This is a genomic window from Ruegeria sp. YTSA108, from assembly GCF_059610185.1.
The window spans coordinates 376,634-395,584 of the sequence record NZ_JBXWND010000002.1; the positions used below are offsets into that span (position 1 = coordinate 376,634).

At 57.2% G+C, this 18,951-nt stretch carries 20 protein-coding genes; 4 read left to right on the forward strand and 16 right to left on the reverse strand.

Features of this window, described 5'->3' with window-relative positions; translation table 11 throughout:
• Nucleotides 1–40: 40 nt before the first annotated feature.
• The 7 genes from AC2FHW_RS04945 to AC2FHW_RS04975 all read right to left on the reverse strand — a co-directional run bounded on the left by AC2FHW_RS04945 (nucleotide 41) and on the right by AC2FHW_RS04975 (nucleotide 6,879).
• A complete protein-coding gene (locus tag AC2FHW_RS04945; protein WP_142633476.1) occupies nucleotides 41–685 on the reverse strand; it encodes an SDR family NAD(P)-dependent oxidoreductase in 645 nt (214 codons plus the stop codon).
• Between the two features lie 42 nt (nucleotides 686–727).
• Nucleotides 728–976 carry a hypothetical protein gene (locus tag AC2FHW_RS04950; RefSeq protein WP_142633478.1) on the reverse strand — a complete coding sequence of 83 codons (249 nt, stop codon included), beginning with the start codon at nucleotides 974–976 and terminating at the stop codon, nucleotides 728–730.
• Nucleotides 977–1,228: 252 nt separating this feature from the next.
• Nucleotides 1,229–2,752: an amidophosphoribosyltransferase gene (gene purF, locus AC2FHW_RS04955; RefSeq protein WP_142633480.1), complete on the reverse strand. Its 1,524-nt coding sequence runs from the start codon at nucleotides 2,750–2,752 to the stop codon at nucleotides 1,229–1,231.
• Between the two features lie 616 nt (nucleotides 2,753–3,368).
• On the reverse strand, nucleotides 3,369–3,974 hold the full coding sequence (locus AC2FHW_RS04960; protein WP_142633482.1) for a CvpA family protein: 606 nt from the start codon (nucleotides 3,972–3,974) through the stop codon (nucleotides 3,369–3,371).
• Nucleotides 3,975–4,015: 41 nt separating this feature from the next.
• A complete protein-coding gene (gene radA / locus AC2FHW_RS04965) occupies nucleotides 4,016–5,377 on the reverse strand; it encodes a DNA repair protein RadA (RefSeq protein ID WP_496821507.1) in 1,362 nt (453 codons plus the stop codon).
• Nucleotides 5,378–5,498: 121 nt separating this feature from the next.
• Complete coding sequence (locus AC2FHW_RS04970; protein ID WP_142633486.1) at nucleotides 5,499–6,278, reverse strand: DNA repair protein; 780 nt, start codon at nucleotides 6,276–6,278, stop codon at nucleotides 5,499–5,501.
• A gap of 148 nt (nucleotides 6,279–6,426) precedes the next feature.
• The gene (locus AC2FHW_RS04975) at nucleotides 6,427–6,879 is read right to left on the reverse strand and encodes a paraquat-inducible protein A (RefSeq protein ID WP_271947376.1); all 453 of its coding nucleotides are present in this window, start codon (nucleotides 6,877–6,879) and stop codon (nucleotides 6,427–6,429) included.
• A 118-nt stretch (nucleotides 6,880–6,997) separates the two neighbouring features.
• Here AC2FHW_RS04975 and AC2FHW_RS04980 point away from each other — a divergent pair, with 118 nt between their 5' ends.
• The gene (locus tag AC2FHW_RS04980) at nucleotides 6,998–7,408 is read left to right on the forward strand and encodes a hypothetical protein (RefSeq protein ID WP_281994537.1); all 411 of its coding nucleotides are present in this window, start codon (nucleotides 6,998–7,000) and stop codon (nucleotides 7,406–7,408) included.
• Here the strand turns inward: AC2FHW_RS04980 and AC2FHW_RS04985 are convergent.
• The 3 genes from AC2FHW_RS04985 to alr are packed head-to-tail and all read right to left on the reverse strand — an operon-like array spanning nucleotide 7,405 to nucleotide 9,961.
• On the reverse strand, nucleotides 7,405–8,151 hold the full coding sequence (locus AC2FHW_RS04985) for an ABC transporter ATP-binding protein (protein WP_496821509.1): 747 nt from the start codon (nucleotides 8,149–8,151) through the stop codon (nucleotides 7,405–7,407). The two genes, AC2FHW_RS04980 and AC2FHW_RS04985, sit on opposite strands and share 4 nt — an antisense overlap.
• Nucleotides 8,148–8,930 (reverse strand): MlaE family ABC transporter permease, encoded by a 783-nt coding sequence (locus AC2FHW_RS04990; protein WP_142633494.1) that lies wholly within the window; start codon nucleotides 8,928–8,930, stop codon nucleotides 8,148–8,150. The genes AC2FHW_RS04985 and AC2FHW_RS04990 overlap by 4 nt, the downstream gene beginning before the upstream one ends.
• Nucleotides 8,927–9,961 carry an alanine racemase gene (gene alr / locus AC2FHW_RS04995; protein WP_496821510.1) on the reverse strand — a complete coding sequence of 345 codons (1,035 nt, stop codon included), beginning with the start codon at nucleotides 9,959–9,961 and terminating at the stop codon, nucleotides 8,927–8,929. The genes AC2FHW_RS04990 and alr overlap by 4 nt, the downstream gene beginning before the upstream one ends.
• Before the next feature lie 232 nt (nucleotides 9,962–10,193).
• On the opposite strand from alr, the gene AC2FHW_RS05000 reads away from it, so the two are divergent.
• Entirely contained in the window at nucleotides 10,194–10,736 is a 543-nt protein-coding gene (locus AC2FHW_RS05000) for a GNAT family N-acetyltransferase (RefSeq protein WP_281972004.1), read from the forward strand.
• A gap of 3 nt (nucleotides 10,737–10,739) precedes the next feature.
• Here the strand turns inward: AC2FHW_RS05000 and AC2FHW_RS05005 are convergent, their stop codons facing one another.
• The 6 genes from AC2FHW_RS05005 to AC2FHW_RS05030 all read right to left on the reverse strand — a co-directional run bounded on the left by AC2FHW_RS05005 (nucleotide 10,740) and on the right by AC2FHW_RS05030 (nucleotide 16,695).
• The gene (locus AC2FHW_RS05005) at nucleotides 10,740–12,230 is read right to left on the reverse strand and encodes a replicative DNA helicase (RefSeq protein ID WP_142633499.1); all 1,491 of its coding nucleotides are present in this window, start codon (nucleotides 12,228–12,230) and stop codon (nucleotides 10,740–10,742) included.
• A gap of 225 nt (nucleotides 12,231–12,455) precedes the next feature.
• On the reverse strand, nucleotides 12,456–13,136 hold the full coding sequence (locus AC2FHW_RS05010; protein WP_142633501.1) for an orotate phosphoribosyltransferase: 681 nt from the start codon (nucleotides 13,134–13,136) through the stop codon (nucleotides 12,456–12,458).
• Between the two features lie 128 nt (nucleotides 13,137–13,264).
• Nucleotides 13,265–14,446, reverse strand: a complete 1,182-nt coding sequence (locus tag AC2FHW_RS05015; RefSeq protein ID WP_281972005.1) for an ammonium transporter — start codon at nucleotides 14,444–14,446, stop codon at nucleotides 13,265–13,267.
• A 148-nt stretch (nucleotides 14,447–14,594) separates the two neighbouring features.
• Nucleotides 14,595–15,074: a CinA family protein gene (locus tag AC2FHW_RS05020; protein WP_496695626.1), complete on the reverse strand. Its 480-nt coding sequence runs from the start codon at nucleotides 15,072–15,074 to the stop codon at nucleotides 14,595–14,597.
• Nucleotides 15,071–15,568: a phosphatidylglycerophosphatase A family protein gene (locus AC2FHW_RS05025; RefSeq protein ID WP_142633508.1), complete on the reverse strand. Its 498-nt coding sequence runs from the start codon at nucleotides 15,566–15,568 to the stop codon at nucleotides 15,071–15,073. Before AC2FHW_RS05025 ends, AC2FHW_RS05020 begins: the two co-directional genes overlap by 4 nt.
• Nucleotides 15,565–16,695, reverse strand: coding sequence for a bifunctional 2-C-methyl-D-erythritol 4-phosphate cytidylyltransferase/2-C-methyl-D-erythritol 2,4-cyclodiphosphate synthase (locus tag AC2FHW_RS05030; RefSeq protein ID WP_496821513.1), 1,131 nt, complete (start codon nucleotides 16,693–16,695; stop codon nucleotides 15,565–15,567). Before AC2FHW_RS05030 ends, AC2FHW_RS05025 begins: the two co-directional genes overlap by 4 nt.
• 184 nt (nucleotides 16,696–16,879) lie before the next feature.
• Here AC2FHW_RS05030 and dusB point away from each other — a divergent pair, with 184 nt between their 5' ends.
• Nucleotides 16,880–17,863 (forward strand): tRNA dihydrouridine synthase DusB, encoded by a 984-nt coding sequence (gene dusB / locus AC2FHW_RS05035; RefSeq protein ID WP_496706054.1) that lies wholly within the window; start codon nucleotides 16,880–16,882, stop codon nucleotides 17,861–17,863.
• Complete coding sequence (locus tag AC2FHW_RS05040) at nucleotides 17,860–18,927, forward strand: two-component system sensor histidine kinase NtrB (protein ID WP_282021918.1); 1,068 nt, start codon at nucleotides 17,860–17,862, stop codon at nucleotides 18,925–18,927. Before dusB ends, AC2FHW_RS05040 begins: the two co-directional genes overlap by 4 nt.
• Nucleotides 18,928–18,951 lie beyond the last annotated feature (24 nt).

An 18,951-nucleotide genomic window follows, 5' to 3' on the forward strand; every position in this document is an offset into this window, starting at 1 on the left:
AAAAATACCTCCGCCGGAGGCATGGCCCAATGGGCCATTCCTATAACAGAGCCAGAATGCGCGCCGCTTCATCTGCGGTGCTGGTCAATGCCTCCCGATCCTCACCGGGATGAAACCGGGCACGCACGGCAGTTGGCATAGCAGCCGGTTCCATGATGCTTACACGCGGCCCGGTGCGCTCTGTTTCCAGCGCCCAGCTACGGGCCAGAGCCATCTGCGCCGCCTTGGTGGCACCGTAGATGCCATAGAATTTCTCGCCCGCCTTCGGATCATCGAAAAATACCGCATGGCCGGCCTCACCCAGCAAAGGCGCAACATAGGGGATCAGGACCGACGTGGCGGTTGCGTTGGTGTTGATGGCTTTGGTCCATTCCTTGGGGTCAATGAAATGGGTCGGCGTCAGGGCCGAAGTGTGAACCGCAGTATGCAGCCACAGGTCCACCTTGCCCCAGCGATCATGGATGCCACGACACAGTGTCGCCATCGCATTCGGATCGGCAATATCCATCGGAGCCAGGGTGGCTGAACCGCCCTTTACTTTGATGCGGTCGTCCAGTTCTTCCAACCCGCCGGTGGTGCGGGCGACAGCGACGATGTGGTACTCTGGTGCCAGCGCCTCGGCCAGGGCAGCGCCCAGCCCGCGAGAGGCCCCGGTGATGAGGGCGATTTTAGTCTGATCGGTCATGACTGCGGTTTGAACCCAAGCGCGCAGCGCGTCAAGACAGGATTAGCTGCCTGGGATCGCTATGCGCGTCGTCTGACCGCTTTGTCGCAGCATGATGCCCTCGGCATCAATGGCCACAATAGTACCTGAAGACACACGGCTGCCCAGCTTGACCTCTTTGACCCGGCCAGAAGACATCCGCATCAGCGCGCGCATATCGGCTTTTGGCCCAAACACCCCAAGCAGGGTGATAGAGTTTTTGCTAAGCGCGCCCTGTTGCGTGGCCGCGCTTGTGACGGTTTTGTTTGACATAGAGTGCGGTTGCGGCACGCGGCCCCAACCCCTTTTGATGAGTGGTTGGAGGCGGACTATCAAACGCAACAAGGGAACAAAAGGTCTGGTGAATTGTCCGTTCCGTCACTTTCAAAAGGCAATCGGTGAACCCATTGCGATTGCATTTCCTTCGCCAAAAAGTTGTGCGCGGAAACTAAGCGAATTTACACCGATGCAGGTCGGAAACCGCCCGGCTTGGACCGGGCAGAGAGCTACCGATTCGCCGGAAACTTATCCCGAAGCCAGCTTCGCCGCATTCCAGGATCCGCCGGGCACTTGCATGTCTTCACGTTTCTTACTAACGCGTGAGCTGCTTTCGAGCGTATCCAGATAGTCTTTGCTGACGCTTCCGGTGATGTATTTTCCGTCAAAACACGAACAGTCGAACGCTTCGATTTCTGGATTTCCTTCCTTGGCGGCCCAGATCAGATCGTCCAGATGCTGATAGATCAGGGCGTCTGCACCGAGCTCTTGCCGGATTTCCTCGACCTCTTTGCCATGGGCAATCAGCTCATGTTTGGTGGGCATGTCGATGCCATAGACATTGGGGTATTTCACCGGCGGTGAGGCGCTGGCAATGTAGACCTTCTTGGCTCCAGCCTCGCGGCACATTTGCACAATCTTCTTGATCGTGTTCCCGCGGACGATGGAATCGTCGATCAACAGAACATTGTGTCCGTCAAACTCCAGCGGAACCGCATTCAGTTTGCGGCGCACGGATTTCTGACGTTCGGCCTGACCGGGCATGATGAACGTTCGTCCGACATAGCGGTTCTTTACCAGACCTTCGCGATAGGGAATGCCGGTGATCTTGGCCGCCTCAAGCGCGACCGGGCGGGCGCTGTCTGGGACCGGGATGATCCGATCAATCTCAAGCCCTGATTCCTGGATCTGTTTGGCCAGCGTCTGCCCCATACGCATCTGCGTTTTATAGACAGAGACGCCGTCCAACAGAGAATCCGGACGCGCCAGATAGACATATTCAAAGATACAGGGTGTCAGCTTGCCTTCGACCGCCTGGAATTCGTGCATGTTGCCGTCCAGGTCGATCAGAATCGCTTCGCCAGGGCGTAGGTCGCGCATCTTGTTGAAGCCGTTGATGCCAAAGGCCACATCTTCCGAGGCAAACGCAAAGTCGTCGCCACCGTTTTCGGTTTCGCGGATGGCCACCGAGAGCGGGCGAATTCCGTGCGGGTCGCGGAAGGCCAGCATTCCGACACCTGCAATCAGGCAGATTACCGAATAGGCGCCCTGCACCCGTTCCATCGTCATCTTCACACCGGCAAAGATATTCCGAATGGGCTCGGCGTTGCCATTGACCTTGATTGCGTCAGCGACCTTGTCCGCCAGAACGTTCAGCAGAATTTCCGAATCTGACGTTGTGCGCAGGTGGCGGCTGTATTTTCCAGTGACCTTCTCACGCTGTGCGGCGGTGTTAGTGATATTGCCGTTATGAACCAGGTAGATGCCATACGGGGCATTCACGAAGAATGGCTGCGCCTCGGCCGCGCTGAGCGACCCGGCGGTCGGATAGCGCACATGGCCAATGCCGACCTTTCCAAGCAGGGTATCGGCGTCCTGAGCGTTAAACACATCCTTGACCAGCCCGTTGGCTTTCTTTTCGCGGAAGAACTCTCCGGTATAAGTGACGATACCCGATGCATCCTGACCCCGGTGCTGTAGCATCAGAAGCCCGTCATAGATTTCCGCAAACACATCATGTGTTCTGCTTGCGATCCCCAAAATCCCACACATGTACGGGCTCCAAATTACTATGACGATTTAAGTTGTGGCGGTGTTCGGAACATCAGCATGGCGGTGTCTTTGCCTGATACTTCCCATAGATCTTGGGATGCAGACGCGCCCTGGTCGCAAGCGGCAGGCGCGAAAGAAAACAGATACAGCAAGATCGGCAGCTCCGATTCCATGTCAGTTCGGACTTCACATAAAGCCTTACGGAGGCTGTGTCATCAAAGGATCACATTTGCGATTTGACGCAGGTGGAATTTGCCACAATGGCCGAACAAAAGGTGACAGGTTTCGCAGCTTGTGCTGTCATAGAGGAAACAATCCGAAACAATAGTTTCTTCAAGCCAAGCGGATTTCAGACATGTGGCAAAACAATCAAGGTCAGAAAAAGCAAGAACCGGTAAAACGCCGGTGCCACCGATGCCGTGGAATGGGGCGCGCACCCTGTCAGATTTGCGGAGGCGCAGGTGAAGTGATCAAAAGTCGGGACATTTTTGGCAAGCCCGTCATGTCCCGTTGCGAAGGGTGCTTTGGGCTGAAAAACATCAGATGCACCGTTTGCGCAGGAGAAGGGTTTGTCTAAGTCGAATTGAAAAAGCCCGGCTTTGACCGGGCTTTTGCTTTATTCCGCTGCAGGTGCTTCAGGGGCGGCAGGTGCGTCGGATGGATCGGCGCTTTCACCACAGCTGGCTACCAGTTCTTCATATTGGGATGTTACCCACCCCAGCGCGGCTTCGGGGTTTTGCTCTTCGATTTTGTCGCTGAATTGTTCGAACACTTTGGCTGACCGGCTTTCGTCGACGATGGTGTAGGATTGACCCGTCATGACTGTGTCATAGACGAAGAAGGCAATCGCCACCAAAAGGATGCCGCGCGCGATTCCAAAGAAAAACCCAAGTGCCTGATCCAAGCCGCCCAGTGCAGACCGTTGCACAAGAGATGAGAACAGTGGGGTAAATATACTAACCACGATCAGGGCAATGGCAAACACGCCAGCGAACCCGGTGATTACCGACAATTCACAACTGTCGCGCAGGAAATCTCCGACAACGGGGATTTCTTTGACCAGTGGAACGGCCTGTGGTGCGAAAATGAATGCCAAAACTGCCGCCGCAACCCATCCCGCGATCGCGAGAATTTCCCGCAACAGGCCACGGGAATAGGCCAGCAGACCCGATATAACGATGATCAGGGCAACTACCCCGTCAATTATTGTAAAACCTTCCATGGCCCTCGCCCGTAATTTTTTCTGCCCCTCAAGGCGTTACCTTAACCTGCTCCGAAGGTTTCGCCAACAAACCCTACCAAATCAGAGGGCCGGGTGAGTGTCAGACCTGCCACAGTACCGGTTTTCCCGCCTGCCGGAGCTATGGCGGATGTGAAACCAAGTTTTTGGGCTTCTTTCAACCTGTTTTCTGTCTGAGGGGCTGGTCTAAGTGCCCCGGACAACGAGATTTCTCCGAAAACGACGGTGTCCGTTGGCAGGGCTGTGTCCTCGCGCGCGCTGAGTAGCGCGGCAGCAACGGCAAGGTCCGCGGCTGGCTCGGTGATTTTAAGCCCGCCTGCGACGTTGAGATAGACATCAAGCCCGGCAAAGGGGATGCCACAACGGGCTTCGAGCACGGCAAGGATCATTGCCAGCCGTCCGCTGTCCCAGCCGACGACGGTTCGGCGAGGCTGAGAGTGGGGGGATGGGGCAACCAGCGCCTGAAGCTCGACCAGAACCGGCCGTGTCCCTTCGATACCAGCAAATACGGCCGATCCGGGGCTGGGCTTGCCGCGTTCAGATAGAAACAGGGCCGACGGGTTTGTGACTTGTGCCAGACCCTTGCCTGTCATCTCGAACACTCCAATCTCATCGGCTGGACCAAACCGGTTCTTGACCGCGCGCAGAATGCGGAACTGATGCCCGCGTTCGCCTTCGAAATAAAGAACGGTATCAACCATGTGTTCAACCACGCGGGGGCCAGCGATCTGACCTTCTTTGGTGACATGGCCAACCATGATGATTGAAACTCCGTGTCGTTTCGCAAACGTGGTCAATTCATGTGCTGCGGCGCGGACTTGTGACACTGAACCCGGTGCGCTGTCGACGTTGTCGGCCCACATGGTTTGAATTGAGTCGATGATTGCGAGACCGGGTTTCTCGGCTTCCAGCGTGGTGAGGATGTTACGCAGGTTGGTTTCGGCGGCCAGTTGCACGGGCGCATCTTCAAGCCCTAACCGGCGCGCGCGCATCCTAACCTGCGCGCTGGCTTCCTCGCCCGAGACGTAAATGGTTTTCACACCTGCACGCGAGAACCGGGCCGCGGCCTGCAGCAAAAGGGTGGATTTGCCGATGCCCGGATCCCCACCTACCAGCAAGGCCGAGGCGGGGACGAGTCCGCCTCCCAACACGCGATCCAACTCCTCGACCCCGCAGAGCGTGCGGGGAGGGGGAGTTTCCTCGGTCGACAGGTCCGTGAGTGTGATAGACTGGCCGCGCTTACCACCGAGGGATTTTTTGGCCGGGCCAGCCGAAAGGGGTACGTCTTGCGTGATGGAATTCCATTCACCGCAGCCGTCACAGCGCCCGGACCACCGTGAATGAGTGGCACCGCAGGCCGAGCATGAAAAAGTTGTCTTTGCCATGGCGCCCTTGGTGCCCGAGGAATGGCGGTTCTTCAAGCCCTCGTGGGCCTTCATCTCCACCGGTAGCGCGCCATATCCTCAGGCCCGTTTGGGCCATCGTCCATGGCGGGCGCTGTCGCGCCTATTCGGCGGCGCGAGGTGGCGACATAGCTATGACGCTCGACGGCTTCGATGCACCGTCCTTGGGCTGCTGCAGTTGCGCTGACAATTCCGGCAACAGTTCGAAAAGTTCGTCGCGCAGGCGGGTTAGCTGAGAACGAGCGATGGATTCTTCGATTTCAACATCATGGGTCCACTGGCGCAGCTCGTGCTGAATGGTTTGCGCCTCTTCCAGCCGTTGCTGAAACAGTTCGATCTCTTCCTGGCGTTGCTGCAGGAATGTGCGGGCACGGGCGATGCGGGTATCCCCGTAAGTTTCGGCCAGTTCTTGGCTGATCTGGCTCATCTGCGCGGCCAGCTCCAGAATCTCTGGTTCGAGCGATTGTAGGTTGGGATGTTGGCGCAGGAAGGCCATCCGCTCTTTGACCGCATCAAATTCGGACGACAGGATAAATGCCCCGCTGCGGTCCTGCGCATGGGCCAGCTGATAGGCATGGGCGATGTCGTGCATGTTCAGCGCAAATTTACGGTGCGCGTTTTCCAGGGCCATCATCCGGGCATTCGCAGGAAGGTAGAAGGCCAGCATCAGGATCAGAGCGGTCAGGCCAATCTGAACATAGATCCCGGCGTCTATGATGGTGCCGCCCGCCAGTCCGGCTTGCATAGAGAGCCAGGGCAGTACGCCCAGGGCGGATAGCATAGTGGTTGCGACGGCCAGAAAAGCCGCGGAACAAATCAGAAAAAATGTCAGTCGTAAAAATGCGTTTTGAAACTGTAATGTTAACGTGTGGAGTGCGGTCATGTTCGACGATCTCCTTCTCAAACCGATACATATCGGGCCGAAGCGGACAAAGGTTGAACATATTTTTTGATCCGCTACGGACCGATCACTACAAGAAACTGGCTGCTCGAAATATTAAGATGATACTCAGATAAGTGTTTTCAATCAATTAGGTCTGATGATTTCGTGATCTGGATGTCATCTCGGTAATAATACCTAGGGCGATTGAGGCCAGAATACAGGCCGTAAACAGGTAAAGCCCCCATGCGGTTTCGATGGTCGCGTAAGAGATGCCTTTGGCCAGAGTGATATAGAGCGCGATCAGGAAAATGTCGGCCATCGCCAGCTTGCCGAGGATGTTCAGCGCCGGCTGAACGCGCGCATCCAGCAGGTCCCATTGGATCAGGGCGGTGCCGATGGTTTTCAGATAGGGGGCAAAAAGGGCAAAGACGGTGACGATCAGCGCGAGGAAGATATCGGACTTCCAAAGGGACTGGAGCCCGGTGATGACGCTGATTTCGCTGAGGCCGAAGATGGGCAGAAATCCCGCGCGCATCAGCGGAGCGAACCACGCGATGGGGTAGAGGATCAGCAGAGAGAGGGTGACGAGGCGGAGGGTCATTATAGATACTCTTCGGAACTTTTCGATGAGGTGAATATTTAACCTCAGTCTGTATTGTGCCTATACCGATATCCGAAACGCTATTGATACACATCACTTTGTTTACGAAAAAATTTATATGGCTGAACCTGTTATAAAAATTGTCGAAGGCCCGTCCCCAACCCAGAAGGGGGTTAGCGAGGCTATAACTGTTGGCCTCGCGGGGGTTCTTTCAGCGGGAAGTGTCGCTGCAGACATTATGCCATTTGATCGCGAACAGTTGTTTGGCGTAATGCATTTTCGCCTCCAGGAAGCGCTGCAGGCGCAACGCAGGGCGCGTTGGTTCGGTGGAAAAATTTACAATCGATTTTCAGGGCAAGATCCCAATTACGTTCTGTTTTCGGGAACTCATCTGGGTCAAACATTGGCGCTTGCCCGGATTCAGACGCCAGATTTTGTGGTCCCGCGTGGGAAATATTTGCTGCGGCTAGATTATGTAAAAGAAGCCTACGAGAACTTGAAACAAGAAAGGAAAGGTGCGCCTGTCTAACGCACCGCCTCTATCGGCCCCTCAGCACTCCCGCTGATGAACTGTTCCACATAGGGGTCGCCCGAGGCGTCCATCTGCCCGACGGGGCCGGTCCATTGGATCACGCCTCCGTGCAGCATGGCGACGTTATCGGCAATCGCGCGGACCGAGCTCATGTCGTGGGTGATGGTCATCGCGGTGGCGCCCATTTCGGTCACGATCTCGCGGATCAGGTCGTTGATGACGCCGGACATGATGGGATCAAGGCCGGTGGTGGGCTCGTCGAAGAAAATTATCTCGGGCTCGGCGGCGATGGCACGGGCCAGACCCACGCGTTTTTGCATGCCGCCCGACAGCTCGGCCGGGAAACGATCGGCCACATCCGCTTTCAGACCCACGCGGCGCAGTTTCTCGATGGCGATCGCGCGCGCCTCGTCCACGGGGCGTTTGAGCGAGCCGCGCAGCAGGCGGAAGGCGACGTTTTGCCAGACGGGCAGCGAGTCGAACAGCGCTCCGCCCTGAAACAGCATTCCAAACCGGGCCAAAAAGGCATCGCGGTCGCCTTTGGTGGCATCTTTGCCGTCCACATAGATCGTGCCGCTGTCAGGTTTGATCAGGCCAAGAACGCATTTCAGAGCCACCGATTTGCCGGTGCCCGACCCGCCGATGATGACCATCGAGGTGCCCTTGGGGATCTCGATATTGACGCCTTTGAGGACCTGATTGGACCCAAAGGCTTTATGTACATTCTCCATCCGGATCATATCGAGAAGAACACCCCTGTGAGAACGAAGTTTGCAGCCAGAATCATGATTGCGGCAGCCTCGACCGAAGATTTGGTCGCAGCGCCTACGCCCTGCGCGCCCCGGCCCGAGTTCATGCCGTAGTAACAGCCCATGGTCGCCGTGATCAGGCCAAAGGCCGCGCCCTTGGTAAGCGAAGAGACGATGTCATGAAATTCGAGGAAATTCATGGTGTTTTGCAGGTAGGCCGCGGCGTTGAAGCCCAGGCTTTGGGTCGCCACGATATATCCGCCCGCAATGCCGATCACATCGCCAACCGCAACCAGAATCGGCACTGTGATGACGGCGGCCAGCACCCGCGGCGCGGTGAGGTATTTCATCGGATGGGTGGACAAAGTTACCAGCGCGTCGATCTGCTCGGTCACTTTCATGGTCGCAATTTCCGCAGCGATGGACGATGTGACCCGCGCTGCAATCATCAGACCACCCAGAACAGGCCCAAGCTCGCGCACCATGCCAATCGCTACGATTTGTGGCACCACAGCTTCGGCATTGAAACGCGCACCACCTGCATAGATCTGAAGCGCCAATGCACCGCCGGTAAATATCGCCGTCAGGCCAACCACCGGCAGGGACATCCAACCGATATTCATAAGAGCGACCGCAAATTCGCGCGGATAATAGGGGGGGCGGAAAATATGTGAAATCGCGTCTACAAAGAACAGAGCGACCTTGCCGAAATTTGCAAGCAAAGACAGGGCTGTACGTCCCAACCCGCCCAGCATTGAAAGAGGGTTCATTCGATATAGCCCCGAGAGTAGCGCGCGCCTAGAGATGTCATAATTTCATACCCGATGGTGCCGGCGGCCTCGGCCAGATCATCTACTGTCTGGTGGCCGTTGAGAATACGCAGGCGTTCCGGATCCTCGGGCAGATCCGTTACGTCGATGGTGATCAGATCCATTGAGATCCGGCCAACGACAGGGCAGGGCCTGTCCGCCACAAAGGCATCAATGCCGCCTCCGATAGCGCGGTGAAGCCCGTCCGCATACCCGGCCGCAACCGTGGCAATACGGGATTTGCGCCGCGCGACCCAGCTGTTGCCGTATCCCACGCTTTCGCCGGGCTCGACCTCGCGCACCTGAATGACCGGAAGGTCGACGGTGACGACGGGTTTCGCATCGGCAAAGGGTTGTCCGCCATACATCCCGATACCGGGACGGCAAAGGTCGAAGTGATAATCGCTGCCCAGAAGGATACCGCCGGTGGCCGCAAGCGATCTGGGGGCCGCACTTCCATCGGTCAATTCGTGGAACACCCGCAGTTGGTGGCGATTCATCGGGTTGTCAGGTTCATCCGCACAGGCGAGATGCGACATCACCAGCGACGGATTAAGCGGCTCGATCTCTGTGCGCAACGCGGCCCAGTCCGCAGGCTCAATCCCCAAGCGATTCATGCCGGTATCCAACTGGATTCCAAAGGCGTGTTCAGGCAAGGCTTGACGATGGCGGCGGAACTGTTCGGACGAATTCAGCAATGGCGTCAAATTGTGTTGGAGCAGTAGGTCGCTGTCGCCTTCCATATGCCCGGAAAAAACACTTATCGTTGCGTCGGGCCCGACAGCCTCGCGCACGGCGGCACCTTCTTCGGCAGCCGCGACAAAGAAATTTCTGACACCTTCTTCAGCAAGTGCGGCAGAGACAGGACCAGCGCCCAGGCCATAGGCGTCGGCCTTGACCACAGCACCCGTTTCACAGGACGTCTTTGCATCAAGCGCCTGCCAGTTGCTGGCCAGTGTATAAAGATTGATCGTTAAGCGTGCAGTACTCATGCGTCTGTTCATGACATTGGATCGCGTCAGGTCAAGGGGGGTCGCAGCGATAATTGACCTGTACGTTGCGCATAACGGCACCTTGAGGCCGGGAAGCGGGTTGAAACAGCGTAAATCTGCGTATTGAACATCTGAGGGCGCCAAATCACTATTGTGCGCACATCGTGGTCAACCATGATCGGGTCAAGGTGATCGTTCACTAATACCCAAGGGGGCCTGTTGGGATGAAAACATGATTGAACTCTCGTTTGGGTACAAAAACCAGAGCAGTAGGTTGCCTGATTTCTTTTATGATGTGTTCTCTGCTTCAGAGGGGGCCGAGGAAGGACGGGCCATTCAATCTTTGATCAGGGAATTGCTGAAAACCGAGCCCGATCAGGATCTGCAGGGATGTGTTGCGACTGATGGGGGCGATCTTCTGGGATGTATCATATTCTCGCGCCTGACCTTTGATCAGGATCCGCGGCGGGTGTTTCTGATGTCGCCCGTGGCCGTGCGGACGGATCGTCAACAGGGTGGGATCGGGCAGAAGCTGATCACCTTTGGTCTGGACCAACTGCGGGCCAAAGGCGTCGATTTTGCAATAACCTACGGAGATCCGTCATATTACGGCAAAACCGGTTTCCTGCCCATTTCTGAGGCATTCGCGCAGCCGCCAATGCCGCTTAGCCAGCCGATCGGATGGCTAGGGCAATCTCTGTCTGGTTCACAGGCTGATCCGATAGTGGGGCCGTCACGCTGTGTCAGCGCGTTTGACCGACCTGACCTTTGGTGACGGTCAGTAGCCTTCGATCTGACCGTCCTGCTGCCAGGGTTTGACGAGGTTCCCAAAGCGGGTGAACTGTGCTTCGAAGGACAGCTCGACCGTACCGATGGGGCCGTGGCGCTGTTTGCCAACGATAACTTCGGCCTTGGCGTGCAGGCGTTCCATGGCCTGCTTCCACTCTTCCATCTTCTCCAACTCATGATCGCCGGGCTTTTCACGTTCTTTGTAGTATTCCTCGCGGAACACGAACATCACCACGTCAGCATCCTGTTCGATCGAGCCTGATTCCCGCAGGTCGGACAGTTGAGGGCGCTTGTCGTCTCGGTTTTCAACCTGCCGGGATAGCTGAGACAATGCGATGACCGGGATGTTCAGTTCCTTGGCAATGGCTTTCATACCCATCGAAATCTCAGCGATTTCGTTGACGCGGTTTTCGGCCATGCCGCGGCACAACTGCAGATAGTCGATCACCAGCAGGTCCAGACCGTGAGTCCGCTTCAACCGCCGTGCACGCGCGGCGAGCTGTGAAATCGGTAGTGCCGGGGTGTCGTCAATGAACAGCGGGCAGGCTTCCAACTCCTTGGCCGCATCAACAAAGCGGCGAAACTCACCCTCGGTCATGTCACCCTGGCGGATCTTGTGGCTCGAGATTTCCGAGGCTTCGGCCAGAACCCGACCCGCCAACTGCTCGGCGCTCATTTCCAATGAGAAGAACCCGACAACGCCGCCGTCAATCGCGCCTTCGGTGCCGTCGGGTTTCAGCCCGCGCTTGTACGCTTTGGCCACGTTGAACGCCACGTTTGTCGCCAATGAGGTTTTCCCCATCGACGGACGCCCGGCCAGAATGATCAGGTCGGACGGGTGCAAGCCACCCAACTGCTTGTCCAAATCGGTCAGACCGGTGGAAATCCCGGCCATTCCACCACCGCGCTGATAGGCCTCGTTGGTGACGTTGACAGCCTCGGTGACCGCCTTGAGGAAGGATTGAAACCCCTGTTCTGTCTGGCCTTGTTCAGACAGCTGATACAACTGCTGTTCAGCCTCGACGATCTGTTCCTTGGGCTCGCTCGCCACATCGACCCGCGCCGCCTTGTCCGAGATATCGCGGCCAAGCCGGATCAACTCGCGCCGGATGGCAAGATCATAGATCATCTGGGCATAGTCATGCACCGCAAAGGCGCTGATCGAGGCCCCGGCCAGCTTGACCAGATAGGCCGGACCGCCCAGTTCCTTCAGGCCTTCATCCTCGGCCATGAAAGATTTCAGCGTGACGGGCGAGGCCAGCGCGTTCTTGGCGATACGGGTCGCGGCGACCTCGTAAATACGCGCATGGACCGGATCATAGAAATGCTCGGCCCCGATGATCGAGGCGACCCGGTCATACAGATCATTATTGGTCAGGATCGCACCCAGAAGCTGTTGTTCAGCCTCAATTGAATGCGGCATGGTATCGGCGTTTTGGATCTGTGCCGCTGCCTGCTCGATGCTGCTTATCTCGTTCATTTTGTCCCCGCTGCCCGTCCCGAGGTTCTATACGCGAAACGCCATTGCAAGCTATCTGGAAATACCTGTGGCTAACTGGGGGTAAGGCCTAGGGATAACTTTCCAGACAGTTTGGACGCTGTGGTGTGCTTGGCCTATTATGTAGGAAAGCGGGGAAAAGTCACCAGATATCGTATATGCTCAGCCGATTCTTTGGCGCTTATCCCCAATCCATCCACAACAGGTTTAGGAGGGTTTATTGGCCTCTTGCCAGCCGCGCGGGTCGTTCAGGAAGGCTTCGACACCGTCAAGTGTTTCCGTATCAAAGGCTTTCTGCGCTTTGGCCTCGGCCAGAACATCCCACCAGGTGCACAGCGAATGCAGCTTCACCCCATGATCGCCCAGAGTTTTCTCGGTTTCCGGAAAGATGCCATAATAGAAGATCACCGCCGTATGCCCGCAGGTCGCGCCGGTTTCGCGGATCGCATCAACGAAGGACAGTTTGGATCCGCCATCGGTGGTCAGATCCTCAACCAGCAACACACGCTCGCCCTCGTTCATCGCGCCTTCGATCCGGGCGTTGCGGCCATAGCCTTTGGGCTTTTTACGCACATATGTCATCGGCAGGGCCATGCGTTCAGCGACCATCGCGGCAAAGGGAATGCCCGCAGTTTCGCCGCCAGCGATATTATCGAACGCTTCAAAGCCCGCATCCCGCATCACTGTAACGGTCAGGAAATCCATCAGAGTAGACCGGATGCGCGGGTACGAGATCAGCTTTCGGCAGTCGATATAGGTCGGGCTGGGCAGTCCGCTGGCCAATGTGAATGGCTCGCGCGAATTGAAGTGAACGGCCTTGATTTCCAGTAGCATCCGCGCGGTCAGACGGGCGATTTCGGTGCTGTCGGGAAAGGAACTGGGGATCATGGCGGGACCTCTGAGCTGAAAAACCTTCGGGGCTGATAGCCTGCTGCTGCCGTCAGAGTCGAGAGGGCAGGCAAAAGAAAAGCGGGCCCAAATGGGGCCCGCTGTAAGCTTTCATAATGGCTTGGTGATTAGCTTGACATGTCGTAGGCACGTTCGCCATGCACCGACAAGTCAAGGCCATTGGTCTCAGTCTCGGCATCCACACGCAGCGGCGTGACGGCTGAGACCAGCTTGATCAGCACAAAGGTCACCACAGCGGTAAAGACGCCCACGATTGCCAGCCCGCCAAGCTGCGCGGTCCAAGTACCCAGACCGAACAAGGCGATCATGATCGTGCCAAAGATGCCGCCAACGCCATGCACTGCAAACACGTCCAGCGTGTCGTCGATTTTCAAAATGTTGCGCATGACATAGACCGCTTCCTGACACAGGATACCTGCGACTCCGCCGATGATCAGCGCCTGAACCGGGCCGACGAAACCCGATGCTGGGGTAATCGAGGCGAGACCGGCGATGGTTCCGGTCACAAGACCCACCATCGAGGCTTTGCCAAAGCGAATTTTTTCCCACAAGGCCCAGGTCAGGGATGCAGTGGCCGCCGAAAGATGCGTCACGGTCATCGCCATCGCCGCACCACCATCTGCCGCCAGTTGCGAGCCGCCGTTGAACCCAAACCAGCCGACCCACAGCATTGCGGCGCCGATCATGACATAGCCCGGATTATGCGGAGGCGTTGTGCGATTGCGGCGCGGGCCGAGTGCAACGGCAATGATCAAAGCGGCCAGACCTGCCGTTTCATGCACCACAATGCCACCGGCGAAATCTCGCACACCAATCTCGCCAAAAATGCCGCCATCGCTCAGCATTCCGCCGCCCCAGATCCAATGCACCACCGGCGCATAACACAGCAGCATCCACAGGGCAGAGAAGGTCAGAACAAAGCCAAAGCCGACCCGTTCGACATAAGCACCGACGATCAGGGCGGGGGTGATAATGGCAAAGGTCATCTGGAAGGCAAAGAACAGAATTTCGGGCAGGGTGCCGGCCAGGCTGTCGGCATCAACACCATTCAGAAAGGCCTTGTCCAACCCGCCCCAAATCCCGCTTTCACCGGGGCCGAAGGCGATGGAATATCCTGCGACCAGCCAGAGAATGCTCATCAAGCAGGCGATGCTAAAGCAGTGCATGAACACGCTCAGCACGTTGCGGGCGCGTACAAGGCCGCCATAGAAGAGGGCCAGGCCCGGAAGTGTCATGAACAGGACCAGTGCGGTTGCTACTATGATCCAGGCGGTATCGGCTCCATTCATCAGCCACTCTCCTTTTCAGAATGCGTGGCGGGGCTTGAAGCGGATTGCGACTGGGGAAAAAAGAGGCAGAGCCCAAAAAAGCAGCCTATTTCAGGGGCCTTTTTTGAAGAGTTGATTAATTGGGCGTCAAATTGTCGAGCATGCCCGATTATTGGGCAGTGCTGAAAAGTGCCTTTGACAGCAGTGCCAGCGCGTGATCCCGCGCAGCGCGGCGCACCCGATCGCGGCCCAATGCGCCGAATTCGACGGTTTCTGTCATGGGTGGGATGCCGTCACCGGCCACACCAAAACATACCCGGCCTTCGGGTTTAAACTCGGACCCGCCCGGGCCTGCAATGCCGGTAACCGACACTGCCAGATGCGCCTGTGAATTCCGCAAGGCACCCTCGGCCATTTCGCGCGCGACCTGTTCAGAAACCGCGCCATGGGCATCCAATGATTCCTTGCGGACACCCAACATTTGCTGTTTGGCAGTATTTGTGTAGGTCACAAAACCGCGCTCAACGACCGCAGAGCTGCCGGGGATGTCGGTTAGAGCCGCAGCGACCATCCCGCCAGTGCAGCTTTCGGCGGTGGTGATCATCACCCCTTTCGCTTTGGCGCTTTCTAGCAGGTCGGAAACGGTCACAACCCCAGAACTCCGTGGCTGAACCCGGCGGCCAACATGATGCCTATGGCCGCGAATACCCCGGCAATCACATCGTCCAGCATAACGCCCATCGGATCGCCGCGCCGGTCGGCCCAACCCACGGGGCCGGGTTTCAGGATGTCGAACAGGCGGAACAGTACAAACCCAGTTACCCAACCTGGCCACAGCGCTGTAATGTCGATCCCGTGCGCCCAACTGGGATAGGATATCGCCCAAAGTGCGAGGAACTGACCTGCGACCTCGTCAATTACAATCTCGGAAGGGTCGTGGTCTTCTTGCCCGGCGGTCATCACCCGCGTGGCCCACAGACCGCCGAAAAACACCGCGACTGTCGCGACCGCCAGTAAGGGGAAGCCGCCCAGAGTATGCAGAACCCATACCAAGGGCAGGGCAACCAAAGACCCCCAGGTGCCGGGGGCGGGTCGCAGATATCCGACGCCACAAACAGTGCCAATCAGCTGTGCAACGGTCATGATTTCACCAAACAAGCTGTTGCAATAGAAGCAATTCCTTCACCACGCCCGGTAAAACCCAAACGCTCGGAGGTTGTGGCCTTGACCGAAATCTGATCCTGGCGCAATTGCATGATCTTCGCCATCTCTGCCCGCATGGCCGCGGCGTGAGGCCCGACCTTGGGGTATTCGCAGACCAGCGTGCAGTCGACATTCGAGATACGATATCCCATCTGCCCGGCCAACTCGACCGCGTGGCGCAGGAAAATTTCGCTTGCCGCGCCTTTCCATTGGGGATCTGAGGGCGGAAAGTGCTGTCCGATATCCCCTTGTGCCAATGCTCCGTAAATCGCATCGGTGACTGCGTGCATACCGACATCCGCATCAGAATGGCCTTGAAGCGATCGGTTATGCGGAACTTTGATACCGCACAGGATTACGTGATCCCCGTCACCAAAACGATGCACGTCGTAGCCGTTCCCCAGCCTTACATCCATATCCGTTCCCAATATGCGTTCCGCCCTGGCAAAATCCTCGGGTCGGGTGATTTTCAGGTTGTCCGTATCGCCCGGCACGATGCAGACGTCCAGCCCGGCGGCGCGCGCGACTTCCACGTCATCCGCGGAACCTCCGGGATGCGCGGTGTGGGCAGCGACGATTGCGTCATAGTGAAAGCCCTGCGGGGTTTGCGCTGCATGCAACCCGGATCGATCCTGCGTGCCAGTGACCATAGTGTCGCTTGCTGTCCACAAGGCGTCCGTCACCGCAAGGCCAGGTGCGGCACCGGGGAAATTGTCCAGAGCGGCCAGAACGGCATCAATGATCTCGGTGCTGACACAAGGACGTGCGACATCGTGGATCAAGACGCGGGTCACATTCATGCCGTTCAACGCCGACAACCCGCTGCGCACCGATCCTGCTCTGTCTGACTCGCCTTCCGCGAGGATCAGATCGGCGCTTTCAAATTCTTCCCAGGCGGGGGCATCCTCCTTCGACAGCACAAGGACGATGTGATCGACTTGCCCGCGGAATCGGTCGATGGTCCAGTCGGCCACTCGACGACCTGCCAGATGGCGCCACTGTTTTGGCGTGCCGCCTCCGGCGCGTTGACCGCGTCCTGCGGCGACAATGATAGCTGCGGTCGTCATGTGTCGTGCTCTCCGACGAGTTAAGGGCAATGTTTAGGGTGCGGTGAAAGCAGAGGCAATCACTCGGCTTCATCTGCTTAAAAAATAGGCAAACGATGATTTTGCATGCTTGTTCATAGCGGTTTTGTTGTTCATATGCACTCAATTCGATATCAAAGCTGCAACTGCTCAAGGATTAAGCACGTTGACTCTGCGACTTGCCGACAAAGATTTGAACCCGCCCGTACTACTGGCGCCCATGGCCGGAATCACTGATCGCCCGTTTCGCGATCTGGTGATGCGCTTTGGTGCCGGTATGGTGGTCAGCGAAATGGTGGCTAGCCAGGAAATGGTGCAGGCCAAACCCGGTGTGCGCGAACGGGCCGAGCTGTCTGCGGATGTGGAAAACACTGCCGTCCAGCTTGCCGGACGCGAGGCGTATTGGATGGCCGAGGCGGCCCGCCAGGTCGCTGATCGGGGTGCGCGCGTGATTGATATCAATATGGGCTGCCCGGCCAAGAAGGTGACAAATGGATATTCGGGCTCGGCCCTACTGAAGACACCTGACCACGCGCTGACATTGATCGACGCTGTTGTCAGCGCCGTGGACGTGCCCGTGACGCTGAAAACACGGTTGGGATGGGATGACAAACTGCTGAACGCGCCCGATGTGGCAAGGCGGGCGCAGGATGCGGGGATACGAATGGTCACGATCCATGGCCGCACACGTTGCCAGTTCTACAAAGGACATGCCGATTGGAGCGCAATCCGGGCGGTCAAAGAAGCGGTCTCGATTCCGGTGATTGCGAATGGTGACATAGTTGATTCTGGCGCTGCACGCATAGCACTGGATCAGTCCGCCGCCGATGGGGTCATGGTTGGGCGTGGGGCACAGGGTAAACCGTGGCTACTGGCGCAGATGGGGCATGAGTTATACGGGGCAGAGGCGCCAGTCATTCCCGCTGGTTGTGATTTGATCGACATGGTTCGTGCCCATTATCAGGCCATGCTGGGGTTTTATGGTTTGGATCTGGGCCTGCGCGTCGCTCGCAAGCATCTCGGCTGGTATATGGATGAGGCTGGAACACCGGCCCCGTTGCGCCGGGCGGTGCTGACATCGCGCAACACGGATGAGGTGATGCACCTGCTGAGTGTTGCACTTGGCAGTGATGCAGAGGAGGCGGCATGACCTCGGATCACAGCATCTGGACCTCGCTGCCCGTTCCTGCCTTTGTCATAGATGCAGATGACCGGATCGCAGACATAAACTCCGCCGGTGAAGGGTTCCTGAATGCCTCGCGCAAATCCGTGATCGGGCATCCCGTCTGGGATCAGATTGCCGTGGACGCTCCATTAGAAGAAGCGTTTCTGAGAGCGCGTCATCAAGGTACGCCACTATTTGTGAACGATGTGGATGTAGGGTCAGGCAACCGCGCGCCGTTGCAATGTGCGCTTCAGATCGCACCGCTTGTTGGGCATCCGGGGTCAATGATCATGATCATCACGCCGCGTGAACTTGCTGGGCGTATGACCCGTGGAAACACGGTGAAATCTGCTGCGCAATCGGCGATCGGCATGGCCGAGATGCTTGCGCATGAAATTAAGAACCCTCTGGCAGGAATTACCGGCGCGGCGCAGCTTCTCAGCATGAATATCTCGCAGCAAGACCTTGAATTAACAGATCTTATTGTCGAAGAGAGTCGCCGTATCGTAAAACTGTTGGAGCAGGTTGAACAATTCGGAAATCTCTCTGAGCCCGATTTCAAACCGGTCAACATACATGACGTGCTGGATCGGGCACGGCGGTCGGCCCTGTTGGGTTTCGGTGCCCATATGACGATCATCGAGGATTACGACCCGTCGTTGCCACTTGCTTATGGCGACCCGGATCAGTTTCTGCAGGTCATCTTGAATTTGTTAAAGAATGCCTCGGAAGCCGCTGACCCTAAAGGGGGAACCATACGTTTAAGGACGTATTTTGAACATTCTTTCCGCCTGCGACGCAGCGACGGGTCAGGTCATTCTCTGCCACTGCAAATCGAAGTGACCGATGACGGCCCCGGTCTGCCGGAGAAGATTCGGGGCGAGATATTCGACCCGTTTGTGTCGGGCAAGGAAAACGGCACCGGCCTGGGGCTGGCGCTGGTCAGCAAGATCATTTCGGACCACGACGGCTGGATTTCGGCCGAGTCGGTTCCGGGACGAACGGAATTTCGCATCTCTCTGAGACGCGCGCCGCGTGACGCGAAATAGTCAATAAACCGCCGGAAAGAGCAA

Coding starts and splice junctions, on each gene's coding strand:
- AC2FHW_RS05025 (WP_142633508.1), bottom strand. CDS start 15,568: ATGACCGTTGCACAGCTGATTGGCACTGTTTGTGGCGTCGGATATCTG.
- AC2FHW_RS04970 (WP_142633486.1), bottom strand. CDS start 6,278: ATGACCGCACTCCACACGTTAACATTACAGTTTCAAAACGCATTTTTA.
- AC2FHW_RS05000 (WP_281972004.1), top strand. CDS start 10,194: ATGATTGAACTCTCGTTTGGGTACAAAAACCAGAGCAGTAGGTTGCCT.
- AC2FHW_RS04960 (WP_142633482.1), bottom strand. CDS start 3,974: ATGGAAGGTTTTACAATAATTGACGGGGTAGTTGCCCTGATCATCGTT.
- AC2FHW_RS04990 (WP_142633494.1), bottom strand. CDS start 8,930: ATGAACCCTCTTTCAATGCTGGGCGGGTTGGGACGTACAGCCCTGTCT.
- AC2FHW_RS05030 (WP_496821513.1), bottom strand. CDS start 16,695: ATGACGACCGCAGCTATCATTGTCGCCGCAGGACGCGGTCAACGCGCC.
- AC2FHW_RS04975 (WP_271947376.1), bottom strand. CDS start 6,879: ATGACCCTCCGCCTCGTCACCCTCTCTCTGCTGATCCTCTACCCCATC.
- AC2FHW_RS05015 (WP_281972005.1), bottom strand. CDS start 14,446: ATGAATGGAGCCGATACCGCCTGGATCATAGTAGCAACCGCACTGGTC.
- AC2FHW_RS04985 (WP_496821509.1), bottom strand. CDS start 8,151: ATGATCCGGATGGAGAATGTACATAAAGCCTTTGGGTCCAATCAGGTC.
- AC2FHW_RS05040 (WP_282021918.1), top strand. CDS start 17,860: ATGACCTCGGATCACAGCATCTGGACCTCGCTGCCCGTTCCTGCCTTT.
- AC2FHW_RS04980 (WP_281994537.1), top strand. CDS start 6,998: ATGGCTGAACCTGTTATAAAAATTGTCGAAGGCCCGTCCCCAACCCAG.
- AC2FHW_RS04945 (WP_142633476.1), bottom strand. CDS start 685: ATGACCGATCAGACTAAAATCGCCCTCATCACCGGGGCCTCTCGCGGG.
- AC2FHW_RS05010 (WP_142633501.1), bottom strand. CDS start 13,136: ATGATCCCCAGTTCCTTTCCCGACAGCACCGAAATCGCCCGTCTGACC.
- AC2FHW_RS05005 (WP_142633499.1), bottom strand. CDS start 12,230: ATGAACGAGATAAGCAGCATCGAGCAGGCAGCGGCACAGATCCAAAAC.
- AC2FHW_RS04950 (WP_142633478.1), bottom strand. CDS start 976: ATGTCAAACAAAACCGTCACAAGCGCGGCCACGCAACAGGGCGCGCTT.
- radA (WP_496821507.1), bottom strand. CDS start 5,377: ATGGCAAAGACAACTTTTTCATGCTCGGCCTGCGGTGCCACTCATTCA.
- purF (WP_142633480.1), bottom strand. CDS start 2,752: ATGTGTGGGATTTTGGGGATCGCAAGCAGAACACATGATGTGTTTGCG.
- alr (WP_496821510.1), bottom strand. CDS start 9,961: ATGAGTACTGCACGCTTAACGATCAATCTTTATACACTGGCCAGCAAC.